At 60.5% G+C, this 14,086-nt stretch carries 13 protein-coding genes; 3 read left to right on the top strand and 10 right to left on the bottom strand.

Annotation, left to right across the window (positions count from 1 at the left end):
• Positions 1–4: 4 nt before the first annotated feature.
• On the bottom strand, positions 5–811 hold the full coding sequence (locus tag AB4O01_RS29120) for an alkaline phosphatase family protein (protein ID WP_093441617.1): 807 nt from the start codon (positions 809–811) through the stop codon (positions 5–7).
• 181 nt (positions 812–992) lie between these two features.
• On the bottom strand, positions 993–2,060 hold the full coding sequence (locus AB4O01_RS29125; protein ID WP_093441622.1) for an ABC transporter substrate-binding protein: 1,068 nt from the start codon (positions 2,058–2,060) through the stop codon (positions 993–995).
• A 351-nt stretch (positions 2,061–2,411) separates the two neighbouring features.
• Between AB4O01_RS29125 and AB4O01_RS29130 the strand changes: the two genes are divergently transcribed.
• On the top strand, positions 2,412–3,125 hold the full coding sequence (locus tag AB4O01_RS29130; protein ID WP_064121017.1) for a UTRA domain-containing protein: 714 nt from the start codon (positions 2,412–2,414) through the stop codon (positions 3,123–3,125).
• A 483-nt stretch (positions 3,126–3,608) separates the two neighbouring features.
• Here AB4O01_RS29130 and AB4O01_RS29135 read toward each other — a convergent pair whose 3' ends face one another.
• The 8 genes from AB4O01_RS29135 to minC form a co-directional block, all read right to left on the bottom strand.
• Positions 3,609–4,943, bottom strand: coding sequence for an amidohydrolase (locus tag AB4O01_RS29135; RefSeq protein WP_460090239.1), 1,335 nt, complete (start codon positions 4,941–4,943; stop codon positions 3,609–3,611).
• Positions 4,944–5,007: 64 nt separating this feature from the next.
• Complete coding sequence (locus AB4O01_RS29140; RefSeq protein WP_460090240.1) at positions 5,008–7,161, bottom strand: mechanosensitive ion channel family protein; 2,154 nt, start codon at positions 7,159–7,161, stop codon at positions 5,008–5,010.
• Between the two features lie 77 nt (positions 7,162–7,238).
• Positions 7,239–7,415: a hypothetical protein gene (locus AB4O01_RS29145; protein WP_016982863.1), complete on the bottom strand. Its 177-nt coding sequence runs from the start codon at positions 7,413–7,415 to the stop codon at positions 7,239–7,241.
• Positions 7,416–7,627: 212 nt separating this feature from the next.
• Complete coding sequence (locus tag AB4O01_RS29150; RefSeq protein ID WP_007919200.1) at positions 7,628–8,917, bottom strand: M18 family aminopeptidase; 1,290 nt, start codon at positions 8,915–8,917, stop codon at positions 7,628–7,630.
• 116 nt (positions 8,918–9,033) lie between these two features.
• Positions 9,034–9,669, bottom strand: coding sequence for an RluA family pseudouridine synthase (locus tag AB4O01_RS29155; RefSeq protein ID WP_007960625.1), 636 nt, complete (start codon positions 9,667–9,669; stop codon positions 9,034–9,036).
• Between the two features lie 90 nt (positions 9,670–9,759).
• Positions 9,760–10,014, bottom strand: coding sequence for a cell division topological specificity factor MinE (gene minE / locus AB4O01_RS29160; RefSeq protein ID WP_003223146.1), 255 nt, complete (start codon positions 10,012–10,014; stop codon positions 9,760–9,762).
• Positions 10,014–10,826 (bottom strand): septum site-determining protein MinD, encoded by an 813-nt coding sequence (gene minD, locus AB4O01_RS29165; RefSeq protein ID WP_007913953.1) that lies wholly within the window; start codon positions 10,824–10,826, stop codon positions 10,014–10,016. Before minD ends, minE begins: the two co-directional genes overlap by 1 nt.
• A gap of 169 nt (positions 10,827–10,995) precedes the next feature.
• The gene (gene minC / locus AB4O01_RS29170) at positions 10,996–11,733 is read right to left on the bottom strand and encodes a septum site-determining protein MinC (protein WP_026000431.1); all 738 of its coding nucleotides are present in this window, start codon (positions 11,731–11,733) and stop codon (positions 10,996–10,998) included.
• Between the two features lie 117 nt (positions 11,734–11,850).
• Between minC and AB4O01_RS29175 the strand changes: the two genes are divergently transcribed.
• Both AB4O01_RS29175 and AB4O01_RS29180 read left to right on the top strand, forming a co-directional pair.
• Complete coding sequence (locus tag AB4O01_RS29175) at positions 11,851–12,783, top strand: lipid A biosynthesis lauroyl acyltransferase (RefSeq protein ID WP_093441635.1); 933 nt, start codon at positions 11,851–11,853, stop codon at positions 12,781–12,783.
• Between the two features lie 35 nt (positions 12,784–12,818).
• A complete protein-coding gene (locus tag AB4O01_RS29180; RefSeq protein ID WP_460090241.1) occupies positions 12,819–14,003 on the top strand; it encodes a patatin-like phospholipase family protein in 1,185 nt (394 codons plus the stop codon).
• The last annotated feature ends 83 nt before the right edge of the window (positions 14,004–14,086 follow it).

Consider the following 14,086-nt stretch of genomic DNA (forward strand, 5'->3'; position numbering starts at 1 on the left):
GAGTTCACTTGAGCAACTCCCGGCACACAGGTTTGTCGTGGGGCACGCCGAGCAATTCGCAGACGGTGCCGCAGATTTCGGTCTGCTTGGGTGCGGCGCCAGCGTCGAGGCTGAACGCGTCACCGAGGACAAACAGCGGCACCTGGCGTTCTTCCGGCAACAGGCCGTTGTGCGAGCGATCGTTGTTCATGCCGTGATCGGCGGTCACCAATACCTGATAGCCAGCGTCGAGCCAACTCTGCAAGTAGTCGGCGAGGATGATGTCGGCCGAGCGGGCGCTGTTGCGGTATTGCGAGCTGTCGAGGCCGTGCTTGTGCCCGGCGTCGTCGATGTTCATCGGGTGGATCAGCAGGAAATTCGGATCGTGGCGCAGGCGCAGGTTTTCGGCGTCGGCGAACAGGTGCGAATCCGGGTAGTGATCGCTCCAGTAGAAATGCCCGTGCTGGATCGGCAGCGACAGATTGTCGGTGTGGCGGTCGCGGGCGGCGACGAAGGGCGAGCGGTTGTACAACTCGCTGACCCAGTGATACGCCGCCGCAGCGGTTTTCAGACCGGCGTCGCGCGCGTAGTGATAAATGCTGCGCTGGTTGGACAAGCGCGAGACGTTGTTGTGGACGATGCCGCTGTCGATCGGCGGCACGCCGGTGAGGATGCATTCATAAAGCGGTCGGGACAGGGCCGGCAGTTCGCACTCCAACTGATAGAGCGCGGCGCGTCCTGCGCCAACATAAGCCTGCAGATGCCCCATGGCGTGACGTGCGACCTCGTAGTTGAGGCCGTCGAGCACGACAAGGATGACGTTGTGCTTCATAGGGGCAAAAACTCCGCGAAATTCAAATATTCCGAAATCAACTCAATCCCCCTGTGGGAGCGAGCTTGCTCGCGAAGGCGTCATGTCAGCCAACATCAATGCTGAATGAATAACCGCATTCGCGAGCAAGCTCGCTCCCACATTTGGAACTCCAGCGGATCCCGAAGAGGGATCTACAGGCTTATTTCATCTCGACGATGACTTCTTCGTTCCACGCCTGTGGCAGGGCTTTCGAAGTCTTTTCCCACGCATCGGCGTCTTTGATCGGGGTGACCTTTTTGTACTGCTCGTTCGGCAGCAGCTTGGCCTTCACGTCTTCCGGCAGTTGCAGGTGTTCGGCGCGGATCGGACGGGCGTTGCCGCGGGCGAGGTTGGTCTGGCCGGCGTCGCTGAAGATGTATTCGCGGGTCAGCTTGGCGGCGTTCGGGTTTTTCGCGTACTTGTTGATGATCGTGGTGTAGCCGGAAATCACCGAACCGTCGGATGGGATCAGCACCACATAGTCATCCGGGTTGGCCATTTTGGCTTTGTAGCTCAGGCCGTTGAAGTCCCAGACCACGCCGACTTCGATCTCGCCTTTTTCCATGGTGGCGATGGTTGGGTTGGCCATCGACAGGCGACCTTGCTTGGCGATGTCGGCGAACAGCAGCAGCGCAGGCTTGATGTTTTTCTCGTCGCCACCGTTGGCCAGTGCCGCAGCCAGAACGCCGTTGGCGGCTTGGGCGGCGGTGCTCACGTCACCAATGGAGACCTTGTATTTGCCGCCCTTGAGGTCAGCCCATTTGGTTGGCACTTCGGAGCCGTGCAGCAGCTTTTTGTTGACGATGAAGGCGATGGTGCCGGTGTAGGCCAGCGCCCAGTTGCCGTCCTTGTCCTTGGCCCAGTCCGGGACTTGATCCCAGGTGCTTGGCTTGTACGGTTGCACCACGCCTTGCTTGACCGCGATCGGGCCGAAGGCCGCACCGACGTCGCCGATGTCAGCAGTGGCGTTGTCTTTTTCGGCGGCAAACTTGGCGATTTCCTGGGCCGAGCTCATGTCGGTGTCGATGTGCTTCAGGCCGTAGGTCTTGGCCAGGTCTTCCCAGGTGCCTTTCCAGTTGGCCCAGTCATCGGGCATGCCGACGCTGTTGACGGCGCCTTCCGCTTTCGCAGCGGCTTCGAGGGTTTTCAGATCGGTGCCGGCCGCCATGGCGGAGGTGCACATTGCAATGGTCGAGCCTAACAGTGTTGCCAGGAAAAGCTGTTTCATTCCGAAGCTCCTTGGTCGTGTTCAACGCTGCGATTGCGGTGTGTGTTGGTCTAGGTCAGCAATACCTGAGCCAATTTAAGGGGGCTGGATGACACTTTGATGTCGGCGGCCTTGTGTCAGGCCTTTTATTTGCCTGGTATTGGCGGCCGCCAGATAAGCGTAGACCATGCCCAAAGGCCCGCAGAGCAAGGGACTTGGCCGATGTATTGCAAGTCGTGAAGACGACCGTTCGGTAGTTTTGTCATCTCTTGGTCATCTGCACTGCCTAGGCTTGCAACATCAGGAAACGGCTTGATCGCCGTGCAGTTTTGCCCCGAAACAGTGCTGGTCTAGTCCAGATAGGTAACGTTGATGCGCGATGAGGCAACAAAAGCGGTGACAGCGATTGGCCAGGTGCTGCAAGAGCAGCTCGATCACGGGTTGCTGGCGGCGGGCAGCAAGTTGCCGGCCGAGCGCAAACTCAGTGAGTTGTTCGGTACGACGCGGATTACTGTGCGAGAGGCGTTGCTGCAACTGGAGGCGCAGGGGCAGATTTATCGTGAGGAGCGCCGTGGCTGGTTCGTCTCGCCGCCGCGTCTGGCCTATAACCTGATGCAGCGCAGTCACTTTCACGCGATGGTCAGTGCGCAGGGGCGGGTGCCGTCGACCGAGGTGATTTCGGCGCGGTTGCAGCCGGCTTCGGCTGCGGTGTGTGCGTGGTTGCAGTTGCCGGCGTTGTCGAGCGTGATTCAGATTTGCCGGTCGCGGCGGATTGATGGGCGGTTGGTGTTGTATGTGGAGCATTATTTGAATCCGCAGTTTTTTCCGGGGATTCTTGAGTTTGATTTGAATCAGTCGATCACCGAGTTGTATGCGCGGCATTACGATTTGCACTATGGGCGGGTGCGCTTCGAGATTGTGCCGACGTCATTGTCTGTGGATGCGGCGGCGGCTTTAAGGGTGTCGGTGGGGAGTCCGGGGTTGCGGATTGCTCGGGTCAATTACGATCAGCATGAGCGGTTGATTGATTGTGATCTGGAGTTTTGGCGGCATGATGCGATTCACGTTGGGGTTGATGTGGTTTGATCGTTTTGGGGGCATATCCGTTGCTGCGGTAACGGCGGCTTAGGGTTTCGCCCTTACGGCGACTCACTTTTTTTACAAACGCCTAAAAAAAGTAAGCAAAAAAACGCTTGCTCCTGCGTGCGGCCCGCTCGCTGGGGCTCGGGGTTCCTTCGCTGCGGGATCGATCCGGGCGCAGCGTCTACGGTTTGCTTCGCTGCACCTCCTCTCGCTGTGTTTGGCTGCGCCAAACGGTCGCTGCGCTCCCACGCCCGGATCAATCCCTCCACTCAGCCTTCCGACGTCGCCCGTGGATCAAGATCAAAAGCGGTACTCGAGCTTGCGCTCATTGTGTTGAGTGGGGCGGCTTTGCCGCATGGGTGTTCGCAAATTAAAACTGTGGGCGCTGCGGTGCGACGGTTCGACCTGCCAGCGATGACAGGCTGTACACGGTCCAAATGTGGGAGCGAGCTTGCTCGCGAAGGCGCCCCCACAATCACCTCATCCCTATTTGCCTGCCCCCGCATTGGCATACAGATAATCCGTCGCCAACGAGGCCAATGTTCTCACGCCTACCACCAGCGCCGACTCATCGACAAAGAACCCCGGATTGTGATTCGGCGCTGCCTTGCTCATGTCCTGGTCTCTTGGCGTCACGCCGAGAAACACAAAAAGTCCCGGCACTTCCTTGGCAAAGAACGAGAAGTCTTCCGCGCCACCCACCAGCGGTGCATTCACCACATCATCCTTGGCCGCCCACTTCAACGTCGGCAGCATTTTTTCCGTCAGTGCCGGGTTGTTGATGGTCGGGTCGTATTTTTCGATGATGGTGACGTCGGCTTTGGCGCCGCCGCTTTCGGCGATTTTTTCCACGGTCTGGCGGACGTCGGCATGCAGTTTCTGGCGGATGCCGTAGTCGTAGGAGCGGATCGTGCCGGTCATGTCGACGGATTCGGGAATGATGTTGTAGCGCGTCCCGCCGTTGATGGTGCCGATGCTGACCACTGACGGATAAGACGAGATATCGGTGCGGCGGCTGACCACGGTTTGCAGGCCGACGATGGTTTGCGCGCCGACGGTGATCGGGTCGATGCCGTCCCATGGGCGGCCGGCGTGGGTCTGTTTGCCGAGGATTTTGATGCGCAGGTCGTCGGAGCTGGCGAGGGTCGCGCCGGGGCGGTAGGCGATCTGGCCGGCGGGGACACCGGCCCAGACGTGCAGGCCGAAAACGGCGTCGGGTTTCGGTGATTTCATCACGCCTTCCTCGATCATCATTTTCGCGCCCCAGGTGTTCTTGCCGTCGGGGATGAAGTCGCTTGGGCCTTCTTCGGCGGGCTGGAAGTAGAACACCACGGTGCCGGGCAGGGTGTCGCGCATGCCCGTGAGAATTTTCGCCGTGCTCAGCAGGATGGCGGTGTGCGCATCGTGGCCGCAGGCATGCATGACGTCGACTTCTTTGTCGAGGTAGGTGCCTTTGGCTTTTGAGGCGAACGGCAGGTCGGCGACTTCCTTGACCGGCAGCGCGTCCATGTCGGCGCGCAGAGCCACGGTCGGGCCGGGCAGGGCGCCTTTGAGGACGGCGACTACACCGGTGCGGGCGACGCCGGTTTTGACGTCCAGGCCCAGGGCTTTGAGTTGATTGGCGACCAGCTCGGCGGTGCGTTTTTCCGTGTTGCCGAGTTCCGGGTGGGCGTGGATGTCGCGGCGGGTTTCCAGCAGTTCGGGCTCGAGCTTTTGCGCTTGTTCGGCGATCGTTGTGCGGGTGCTTTCCAGCGTCGCGGCGCCAGCGTTGCTGGCGAACAGGCTGAGTAGAACGGCTTGGGCAATGCGCGTCAGTTGCATCGGGTTCTCCTTGATTATTGTTGTCGGGCTTCCCTGCCTGTGACTGCAACCGCGCGCCTGAGTGCTATTCCTTCGGCTGACCGCCACCGGCAGTGATCACTTGCACGCTCATGCGCGGCGTTGCCAGATCGAGTCCGGCTTCATCGAGATGGCGTTTGAGCGACAGGTTGAAGGCTCGAGACACTTCCCATTGTTTGATCGGCGCGGTCTTGAACCGGGCGCGCAGGATCGCGCTGCCGGACTCGAAACTTTCGACACCCTGAATCTCCAGCGGCGACCAGATGTTGCGCCGTTGCAGCGGATCGGTGCGCATCTTCTGGCCGACTTCGCGCATCAGTTTGATCGCGTCGTCGATTTCCATGTTGTACGGCACCGCCACGCGGAAGATTGCGTAGCCAAATTCCCGCGAGTAGTTCTTGATGCTTTTGATTTCGCTGAACGGGATGGTGTGGACGATGCCGTCGATATCGCGCAGGCGCACGGTGCGGATGGTCAGGCCTTCGACAGTGCCGAGGTGGCCGCCGACGTCGACGTAGTCATCGATGGCCAGCGAGTCTTCGATGATGATGAACAGACCGGTGATCAGGTCCGCTACCAGCGACTGCGCACCGAAACCGATGGCCAGGCCGATCACGCCGGCACCGGCCAGCAGTGGCGTGACGTTCATGCCCATGTTGGCGAGCGCGACGATCAACGCAATGATGAAAATCGCCACGAACAGCACGTTGCGGATCAGCGGCATCATCGTTTGCGCGCGGGCATTCGCCAGACCTTTGCGCGAGCGGGTGAGGGCGTGGTGCACGGCCGTGTCGGCGAGGATCCAGATCAGCCAGGAGAAAATCAGTGTGCCGATCAGGCTGAACAGTTTGACGCTGACATCATGCCCCTCACCTTCGGCAAAACCGATCAGCGACTGGCCCCAGACGCGCAGGCCGAGTTCGATAAAGACCAGCCAGACCAGCAGGTGCGCGAGGGTATAAAAGAAGTTTTTCAGACGCTCGGAATACAGCGCGTGACGTTTCGGCCCGCGTTGCGGTTTCAGTGAGTGGCGGCGCACGAGGCCGTTGATCACCATGCACAACACCAGCAGCACGGTGCAGATCAGCGACTGACGCAGTGCGGTGCTGGTGTCGCCGGCGGAGACGAACGTGGCGAACAGCGAGATGCCAACCAGCACCAGCGCCGGCACGTACCAGAAGGTACCGAGGATTTCGATGGTATCGCTGAGGGCGCGGCGGGTCAGGCGTCGTGACAGCGGCTGGTTGCGAATCAAGTGCGCGATCGGCCGGCGGAAACGCAGGATAAACAGGCCGGTGGAGATTGCCGCGAGGACATTGGCGATGGTCGCGGCCGTGTGGGCCAGATGCACGCCGAGGCTTTCGATCAGGCGCGGATCGTTCAACGCTTCACCGAACGCGGCGAAGCTGCCGATCAGCCATAGCGGCCGGAACGCCTGATGACGCAGGATGTACAGCGCACGATGGCGGTGCGGGCCGTCGAGCAGGGAAAACGCGATCACGCAGATCGCCGAGAAACAGGTGCCGACCACCAGCGCATAGGCCAGCACCATCGCCAGGCTTTTGCCTAGCGACGACGGTAGCGCGTAGCTCATGTAGACGGTCATTACCAACGCGATCAGCCATGGCCCGAGCTTGCGTAATGCAAAGCGCAGCATGTCGAGGGCTTTGGGGTGTTGCGGCAGTTCTTCGGTGAGGCCGAAGCGCATGCGTACCCGGTGACTGAGCCAGATCAGCGCGGCGGCGAGCAGGCTCCAGACCATCAGGATCATGGCGAAACCGAAAATGATCGGCAGCCACTCGTTAGCCGGTAGCAGCATCGCGCTCAGTTCGTCCTTGGCCAGGTCGAACTCGTTGCCCCAGCGGTTGAGCGGGCTGTCGGCACCGGTGAATTGCTTTTCGAAGTTGGCGAGGGTCCCGCCGATCAGGCCGAGTACGCCTTCTTCGGGGCTGGCCTGGGCCTTTTTGGTGGCGTCGCGCAGCTTTTTCAGGTCGGTCAGCAGTTGCGCGCGTTGCTTGTCGTTTTCCAGCGACTTGATGACTTCGTCGAGGGACTGGCCGAGCGGTTCCTGGGCTTCTGGCTGGGCCTTGTTGGTGTTGAGCAGACCAGGCAAGCCGACCGCGTGGGCGGGCGCCATCTGCAGCAGTGTCATCAGGCAGACAAGGAACAGACTGGGCAAAGCAAAAAGACGAGCGAACACTAGGCGGTCAACCTCGCAAGGGGCGGATTCGCTGGAGTGTACGAGGCCCACCCATTCAATGCGAGCCGGGCGCGGATTTATTCGTTGAGTTTGGCGAGTATCTTGTAGACCACCGTGGCGAGGATCGTCAGCATGCCGACCCACATGGCAAATACCCCGGCGTTCTTGTCACGGAAGTTGAAACCGATCGCCAGCAGGATCATTCCGCACAGGATGGGAATGAGCATGGCGTGGAACGAAGACATCGAGATCATGGAGACTGCCTTGTCGAAATGAATGATGTAAGTCTAGGTCGGTTTTGCTTGAGCTGTTCTGATGTGTATCAGAGTTGAGCCGGTTTCAAGATGAAATTTGTGCTGCCTGAACTGACGCTTTCGCGAGCAGGCTCGCTCCCACATTGGAATGCATTTCAAACTGTGGGAGCGACGGTGCGACGATTCGACCTGCTCGCGAAGCTTTTAAGCTTTTAGGGCAATTCGCGGCAGGCGTAGAACGCGCTGAGTACTTTGACCAGATGTGCCAGGTCATGGCTGCCGCACAGTTCGCGGATCGAGTGCATGGCGAAGGTCGGCAGGCCGATGTCGACAGTGCGCACGCCGAGGTGGCTGGCGGTGATCGGGCCGATGGTCGAGCCGCAACCCATGTCGCTGCGCACCACGAAGCTCTGTACCGGCACTTCTTCGGCCATGCACAGATGGCGGAAGAACCCGGCGGTTTCGCTGTTGGTGGCGTAGCGCTGGTTGCTGTTGACCTTGATCACCGGGCCGGCGTTGAGTTTCGGGCCGTGGTTGGCATCGTGCTTTTCCGCGTAGTTGGGGTGCACGCCGTGGGCGTTGTCGGCCGAGACCAGCAGGGACTTCTGGATGGTGCGGACGAACTCGTCACCTTCCGGCAGCAGACGACGCAGGGTTTGTTCGAGCATCGGGCCATCGGCGCCGCAGGCCGAGCAGGAACCGACTTCTTCGTGGTCGTTGCACACCAGCACGCAGGTTTCGTCGGTTTCGGCGGTCAGCAAGGCTTGCAGGCCGGCGTAGCACGACAGCAGGTTGTCGAGGCGCGCGCCGGCTATGAAGTCGCCGTTGAGGCCGATCACTGCAGCGCTTTGCGTGTCGTAGAAACTCAACTCGTAATCGAGCACGACGTCGGCGTTCAAGCCATGTTCGCGGGCCAGTTGATCGGTGAGCACGGCGCGGAAGTCGACGCGCTCGTCACCGGCGAATTGCGCGAGGATCGGTGGCAGTTCGGTCTGCGCGTTGATCGCCCAGCCCTGATTGGCTTCACGGTTGAGGTGAATGGCCAGGTTGGGAATGATCGCGATTGGCGCCTTGAAGTCGATCAACTGGCTTTCGACTTTGCCGTCGCGGCGGAAGGTCACGCGGCCGGCCAGCGATAGATCACGGTCGAACCACGGCGCCAGGAGGGCACCGCCGTAGACTTCAACACCCAGTTGCCAGAAGCCCTGACGCTGCAGTTCCGGTTGCGGCTTGACCCGCAGGCACGGGCTGTCGGTGTGCGCGCCAACCAAGCGGATACCGCCGTGCAGTGGCGAGGTGCGGCCCATTTTGATCGCGACGATCGAGGAGTCGTTACGGGTGACGTAATAGCGGCCGTTCGGCTCGGTGGTCCAGGGCTCGCGCTCGTCGAGGCGCACGAAACCGGCAGCCTCCAGACGCTGCACCAGACTGGCGGTGGCGTGGAACGGGGTAGGGGAGGCCTTGAGAAAGTCGATCAGGCCTTGGTTCAACTCTTCGCGCATAAGAAACTCCAGACAGCAGTGGGCGGGAGTTTAACGCATCGGCCGGGGAATTGAATCTGCACCGAACCCATGTGGGAGCGAGCCTGCTCGCTCCCACATGGGTTCGGTGGTGCTTGTCAGAACGGCGCAGGGCACTCGAAACGCAGGCGTTCGCCGGTTTGCGGATGGGTGAAGCTGAGCATGCTCGCGTGCAGGCACAGGCGTGGCCATGCCGCCAGCGCCTGCTCGTGGGCGTAGAGGCCATCACCGAGCAGCGGATGCCCGATCGACAGCATGTGCACGCGCAACTGATGCGAGCGGCCGGTGATCGGTGTCAGCTCAACGCGGCACCAGTCGCCGCAACGCTCCAGCACACGCCAGAAGGTCAGCGCATGCTTGCCGAATTCGTGGTCGACGACATGGCGCGGTTTGGTCGGCGGGTCGTAACGCAAGGGCAAATCGATGCTGCCACTGTCCAGTTCCGGCTGACCCCAGGCCAGTGCGGTGTAGGCCTTTTCAGTTTCGCGGTCATGAAACTGCCGTGACAGTTCGCGATGCGTATCGGCATCACGCGCCAGCAAAATGATGCCGGAGGTTTCCCAGTCCAGGCGATGGACGATGCGCGCTTCGGGGTAGCCGTTTTCCTGCAGGCGGGTAATCAGGCAATCCTTGTTGTCGTCGGCGCGACCGGGCACCGAGAGCAGCAACGTCGGTTTGTCGACCACCAGTACGGCGGCGTCCTGATGGATGATGCGGATGTTGGACAGCGGCATTAAAACAGCCTCGTAACAAATGCCAACGGCGGTTCAGGGCCATCCCGCATGGGGATGGCCCTGAACCGCCGTCGTACCTGCCGGATCGACTCAGCGATCAGGCAGGGTGATGTTGAGTTCCAGAATCGAGCAACTGCCCTGGCTTTCCAGTGCAACATGTACGTCGTCGTTGCCGATGTTGACGTACTTGCGGATCACGTCGACCAGTTCCTTCTGCAAGGCTGGCAAGTAATCCGGCGTGCTGCGCTGGCCGCGCTCATGCGCCACGATGATCTGTAGACGCTCTTTCGCTACCGAGGCGGTACTTGGCTTTTTGTTGGCACGAAAGAAGTCAAAAAGGTTCATTACCTACCTCCAAACAGGCGCTCGAAGAATCCCTTCTTCTCGACATCGAGGAAACGGTGGGCTTTTTCTTTGCCCAGCAAACGGTCGACGGTATCGCTGTAGGCCTGACCGGCATCGCTCTGGTCGTCGAGAATCACCGGGACGCCCTGGTTGGATGCCTTGAGCACCGCCTGGGATTCCGGGATCACGCCGAGCAGGGTTACCGAGAGGATTTCCTTGACGTCTTCAACGCCCAGCATTTCGCCCTTTTCAACACGCTCTGGATGGTAGCGAGTGATCAGCAAGTGTTCCTTGATCGGGTCTTCGCCACGTTCGGCGCGGCGCGATTTGCTGGCCAGCAGGCCCAGCATGCGGTCCGAATCTCGTACCGAGGACACTTCCGGGTTGGTCACGACGATCGCTTCATCAGCGAAGTACATGGCCAGGTGAGCACCTTTCTCGATGCCCGCCGGGGAGTCGCAGACGACGAACTCGAATTGTTCCTTGAGCTCCATCAGGACTTTTTCCACGCCTTCGACAGTCAGCGCGTCTTTGTCGCGGGTCTGACTGGCGGCCAGTACGTAGAGGTTTTCCAGGCGCTTGTCTTTGATCAGCGCTTGTTGCAGGTTGGCTTCGCCGTTGACCACGTTGACGAAGTCATACACCACGCGGCGCTCGCAACCCATGATCAGGTCAAGGTTACGCAAGCCCACGTCGAAGTCGACGATCACTGTTTTGTGGCCGCGCAGAGCGAGGCCGGTACCGATAGCGGCGCTGGTGGTGGTCTTACCCACACCACCCTTGCCGGATGTAACCACGAGAATCTTGGCCAAGGTGTTTCACCCCTAAGGAAGAAGGACTTTTTAGCCCCTGAAAAACATCTCTTGAAAACTACTGCAGTCGGACAGCCTTGGCTGGAATTCGGCATTGAGCCTTTTTCCTACTTCGTTTGAGCCGTTTTCGCTACGTTTTAGAGATGCTTGGAAAATGCGGCAGTATCCGTTAAAGCCGAATGATGTTCAACACGTCGCCCGACAGGCTGACCTGTACGCCCGAGCCCCACATAGGGTCGCGGCGCAAATCTTCGGAAACCTTGTAATGACCGGCGATGGAGATCAGTTCAGCGCTCAATTGCTGACAGAAAATCCGTGCCTTGGTGTCACCCTTCACGCCGGCCAGCGCCCGACCACGCATCGGGCCGTATACATGGATGTTGCCATCGGCGAGAAGTTCCGCCCCCGGACTGACCGAGGACACCACGACCAAATCGCCACCCTGGGCATATATCTGTTGGCCACCACGTACTGGCGTGGTGATCACGCGGGTCGGTTTGACCGTTGGCTCCGGCGGTTTTTCCGGCTTCTTTTTGACCTCGGCTTCGGGTGTTTCCAGCGGTCGTTCACGGGCGCCCGACGGCGGCAGCACCGGAATGTCGATAGCGATGGCGGCGGCGATGTCTTCGATACGGCTGGCGCGAATCGCCAGGGTGCGCAGGCCATGTTGACGGCAGACGCGCATCAGGCCTGGCAGATCGACGGCGCCTTCGCTTGGCGGCAGTTTGTCCAGCGCCAGAACCAGCGGCGCGTTGCTGAAGAAGTTCGGCGCCTGGGCAACTTTGGCGGCCAATTGCCGATCGAGGCTTTCGAGGTCGTTACGGGCCAGTTCCAGCACAGTAATGGCCAGCATGCTGCCCTTGAGCTGGAATACGGGATCTTGGTCTAACGGTTCGGTTTGGCTCATGTCGGCATACAACGGCTTGTCACTAAAAGTGCCGAGACTTATAACGAGAACGCCCGCAGGCCGCAAGCCGGGTCGAACGATGTAGAATGCGCGGCCACTGCATTTACGGAAGCTTTAATGGATCGCCCGCGTTTTCGAACAGCCTTTTTATCGCCACGCTTCTGGCCGCTCTGGTGCGGTCTGGGGCTTTTGTGGCTGATCGTCCAGTTGCCGTATCCGGTCTTGCTGACCATCGGTCGTGTTTTGGGCGCGCTGATGTATCGCGTGGCCGGCGACCGGCGGCGCATCGCCAAGCGCAATCTTGAACTGTGCTTCCCGGAAAAATCCGCCGCTGAGCGCAAACGCCTGCTCAAGGAAAATTTCGCCTCCACCGGTATCGCCTTTTTTGAAATGGCCATGAGCTGGTGGTGGTCGCGCGAGCGTCTGGCCAAGCTGGCCCACGTTGAAGGCCTGGAGCATTTGCAAAAGGCCCAGCGCGAAGGCAAAGGCGTGATTCTGATGGCCGCGCATTTCACCACGCTGGAAATCGGCGCGGCGTTGCTCGGTCAGCAGCACACGATTGATGGCATGTACCGCGAACACAAAAACCCGCTGTTCGACTTCGTCCAGCGTCGCGGTCGCGAGCGGCACAATCTCGACTCGCTGGCCGTGGAGCGTGACGACGTGCGCGGCATGCTCAAGCTGCTGCGCTCCGGTCGCGCGATCTGGTATGCGCCGGATCAGGACTATGGCGCCAAGCAGAGCATTTTCGTGCCGCTGTTCGGCATTCAGGCGGCGACGGTGACAGCGACGACGAAATTTGCGCGTCTGGGCAAGGCGCTGGTGGTGCCGTTCACCCAGGAGCGTCTGGCCGACGGCAGCGGTTATCGGTTGGTGATTCATCCGCCGCTGGAAGATTTCCCCGGCGAAACCGAAGAAGCCGACTGCATCCGCATCAATCAGTGGGTCGAGAGCGCTTTGCGTGCCTGCCCCGAGCAGTACCTGTGGGCGCATCGGCGCTTCAAGAGCCGGCCACCGGGCGAGCCGAAGTTGTACGCCAAACGCGGTTGATTCCCCCATCCTTTCAAGCACCATGGAGTGTTGCGATGAGCCCAGCTGAACCGGTCACAGGTTTGATTCTTTCCGGCGGCGGGGCTCGGGCGGCGTATCAGGTGGGCGTGTTGGCGGCGATTGCCGAATTGCTGCCGTTGGGTGCGGACAATCCGTTTCCGGTGATCGTCGGCACCTCGGCCGGGGCGATCAACGCCGTCAGCCTCGCCAGTGGCGCTAGCGACTTTCGCGCCGCCATCGAACGCCTGACCTTGTTCTGGCAGGGCTTTCGCAGCGATTGCGTGCTGCGCAGTGACTGGCCCGGGGTTATCCGTCAGGCCAGCCGTTTTGTCAGCCACAGCCTGCTCGGCCTCGGTCGGCAACTGCCAGTGGCGTTGCTCAACAGTTCGCCGCTGCGCGAACTGCTCAATGAAAAACTGCACATGCCCGGTATCGCCGAATCGATCGCGCGCAAGCAATTGCATGCGGTGGCGGTGACGGCGTTCGGCTACGAATCCGGGCAAGCGGTGACGTTCTATCAGGGCGGCGGCAAGATCGATTCATGGTTACGCCATCGGCGGATTGGCGTGCCGACGGAACTGACGGTGGAGCACCTGCTCGCCAGTTCGGCGATCCCGTTGCTGTTCGCACCGGTCAAACTCGGCGATGAATATTTTGGCGACGGCGCGGTGCGGCAATCCGCACCGATCAGCCCGGCACTGCACCTGGGCGCGAGCCGAGTGCTGGTGGTGGGCGTCAGTGGCAACCCGCGCGGCTTTGATCCGCAGCAGCCGCTGGAACGCGCCTACACCGGGCAACAGCCTACGCTGGCGCAGATTGGCGGGCACATGCTCAACAGCACATTCATTGACAGCCTGGAGAGCGACATCGAGTTACTTCAGCGTCTCAACCAGTTCAGCCATTTGATGCCCGCCGGCACGCCGACCCGTGAGTTGGGTGTGGCGCCGGTGGAGGTGCTGGTGATCTCGCCGAGCCAGCCGATCGATGAAATCGCGGCACGCCATCGCCAGGAATTGCCGGCGGCGTTGCGCTTGTTCTTGCGCGGACCGGGCGCGACCAAGACGAGTGGGGCAGGGGTGTTGAGTTATCTGTTGTTCGAGGCGGGGTATTGCAGCGAGTTGATTGATCTGGGGCGGCGGGATGCGTTGGCCAAGCGCGAGGAGCTGTGCCGGTTTCTCGAGATATCCGAAACGGTGGCGTCCGCCTCGAATCTTGTTTGAACCCATTCGCGAGCAAGCTCGCTCCCACAGGGTTCGGCGTCGTATGCGGAATTCGCCTTCAACATAGAACCACTGTGGGAGCG

The sequence above is a fragment of the Pseudomonas sp. S2_E02 genome (genome assembly GCF_054668355.1).

Coding starts and splice junctions, on each gene's coding strand:
- AB4O01_RS29180 (WP_460090241.1), top strand. CDS start 12,819: ATGAGCCCAGCTGAACCGGTCACAGGTTTGATTCTTTCCGGCGGCGGG.
- AB4O01_RS29155 (WP_007960625.1), bottom strand. CDS start 9,669: ATGCCGCTGTCCAACATCCGCATCATCCATCAGGACGCCGCCGTACTG.
- AB4O01_RS29150 (WP_007919200.1), bottom strand. CDS start 8,917: ATGCGCGAAGAGTTGAACCAAGGCCTGATCGACTTTCTCAAGGCCTCC.
- AB4O01_RS29135 (WP_460090239.1), bottom strand. CDS start 4,943: ATGCAACTGACGCGCATTGCCCAAGCCGTTCTACTCAGCCTGTTCGCC.
- AB4O01_RS29175 (WP_093441635.1), top strand. CDS start 11,851: ATGGATCGCCCGCGTTTTCGAACAGCCTTTTTATCGCCACGCTTCTGG.
- AB4O01_RS29145 (WP_016982863.1), bottom strand. CDS start 7,415: ATGATCTCGATGTCTTCGTTCCACGCCATGCTCATTCCCATCCTGTGC.
- AB4O01_RS29125 (WP_093441622.1), bottom strand. CDS start 2,060: ATGAAACAGCTTTTCCTGGCAACACTGTTAGGCTCGACCATTGCAATG.
- minE (WP_003223146.1), bottom strand. CDS start 10,014: ATGAACCTTTTTGACTTCTTTCGTGCCAACAAAAAGCCAAGTACCGCC.
- AB4O01_RS29120 (WP_093441617.1), bottom strand. CDS start 811: ATGAAGCACAACGTCATCCTTGTCGTGCTCGACGGCCTCAACTACGAG.
- minC (WP_026000431.1), bottom strand. CDS start 11,733: ATGAGCCAAACCGAACCGTTAGACCAAGATCCCGTATTCCAGCTCAAG.
- AB4O01_RS29130 (WP_064121017.1), top strand. CDS start 2,412: ATGCGCGATGAGGCAACAAAAGCGGTGACAGCGATTGGCCAGGTGCTG.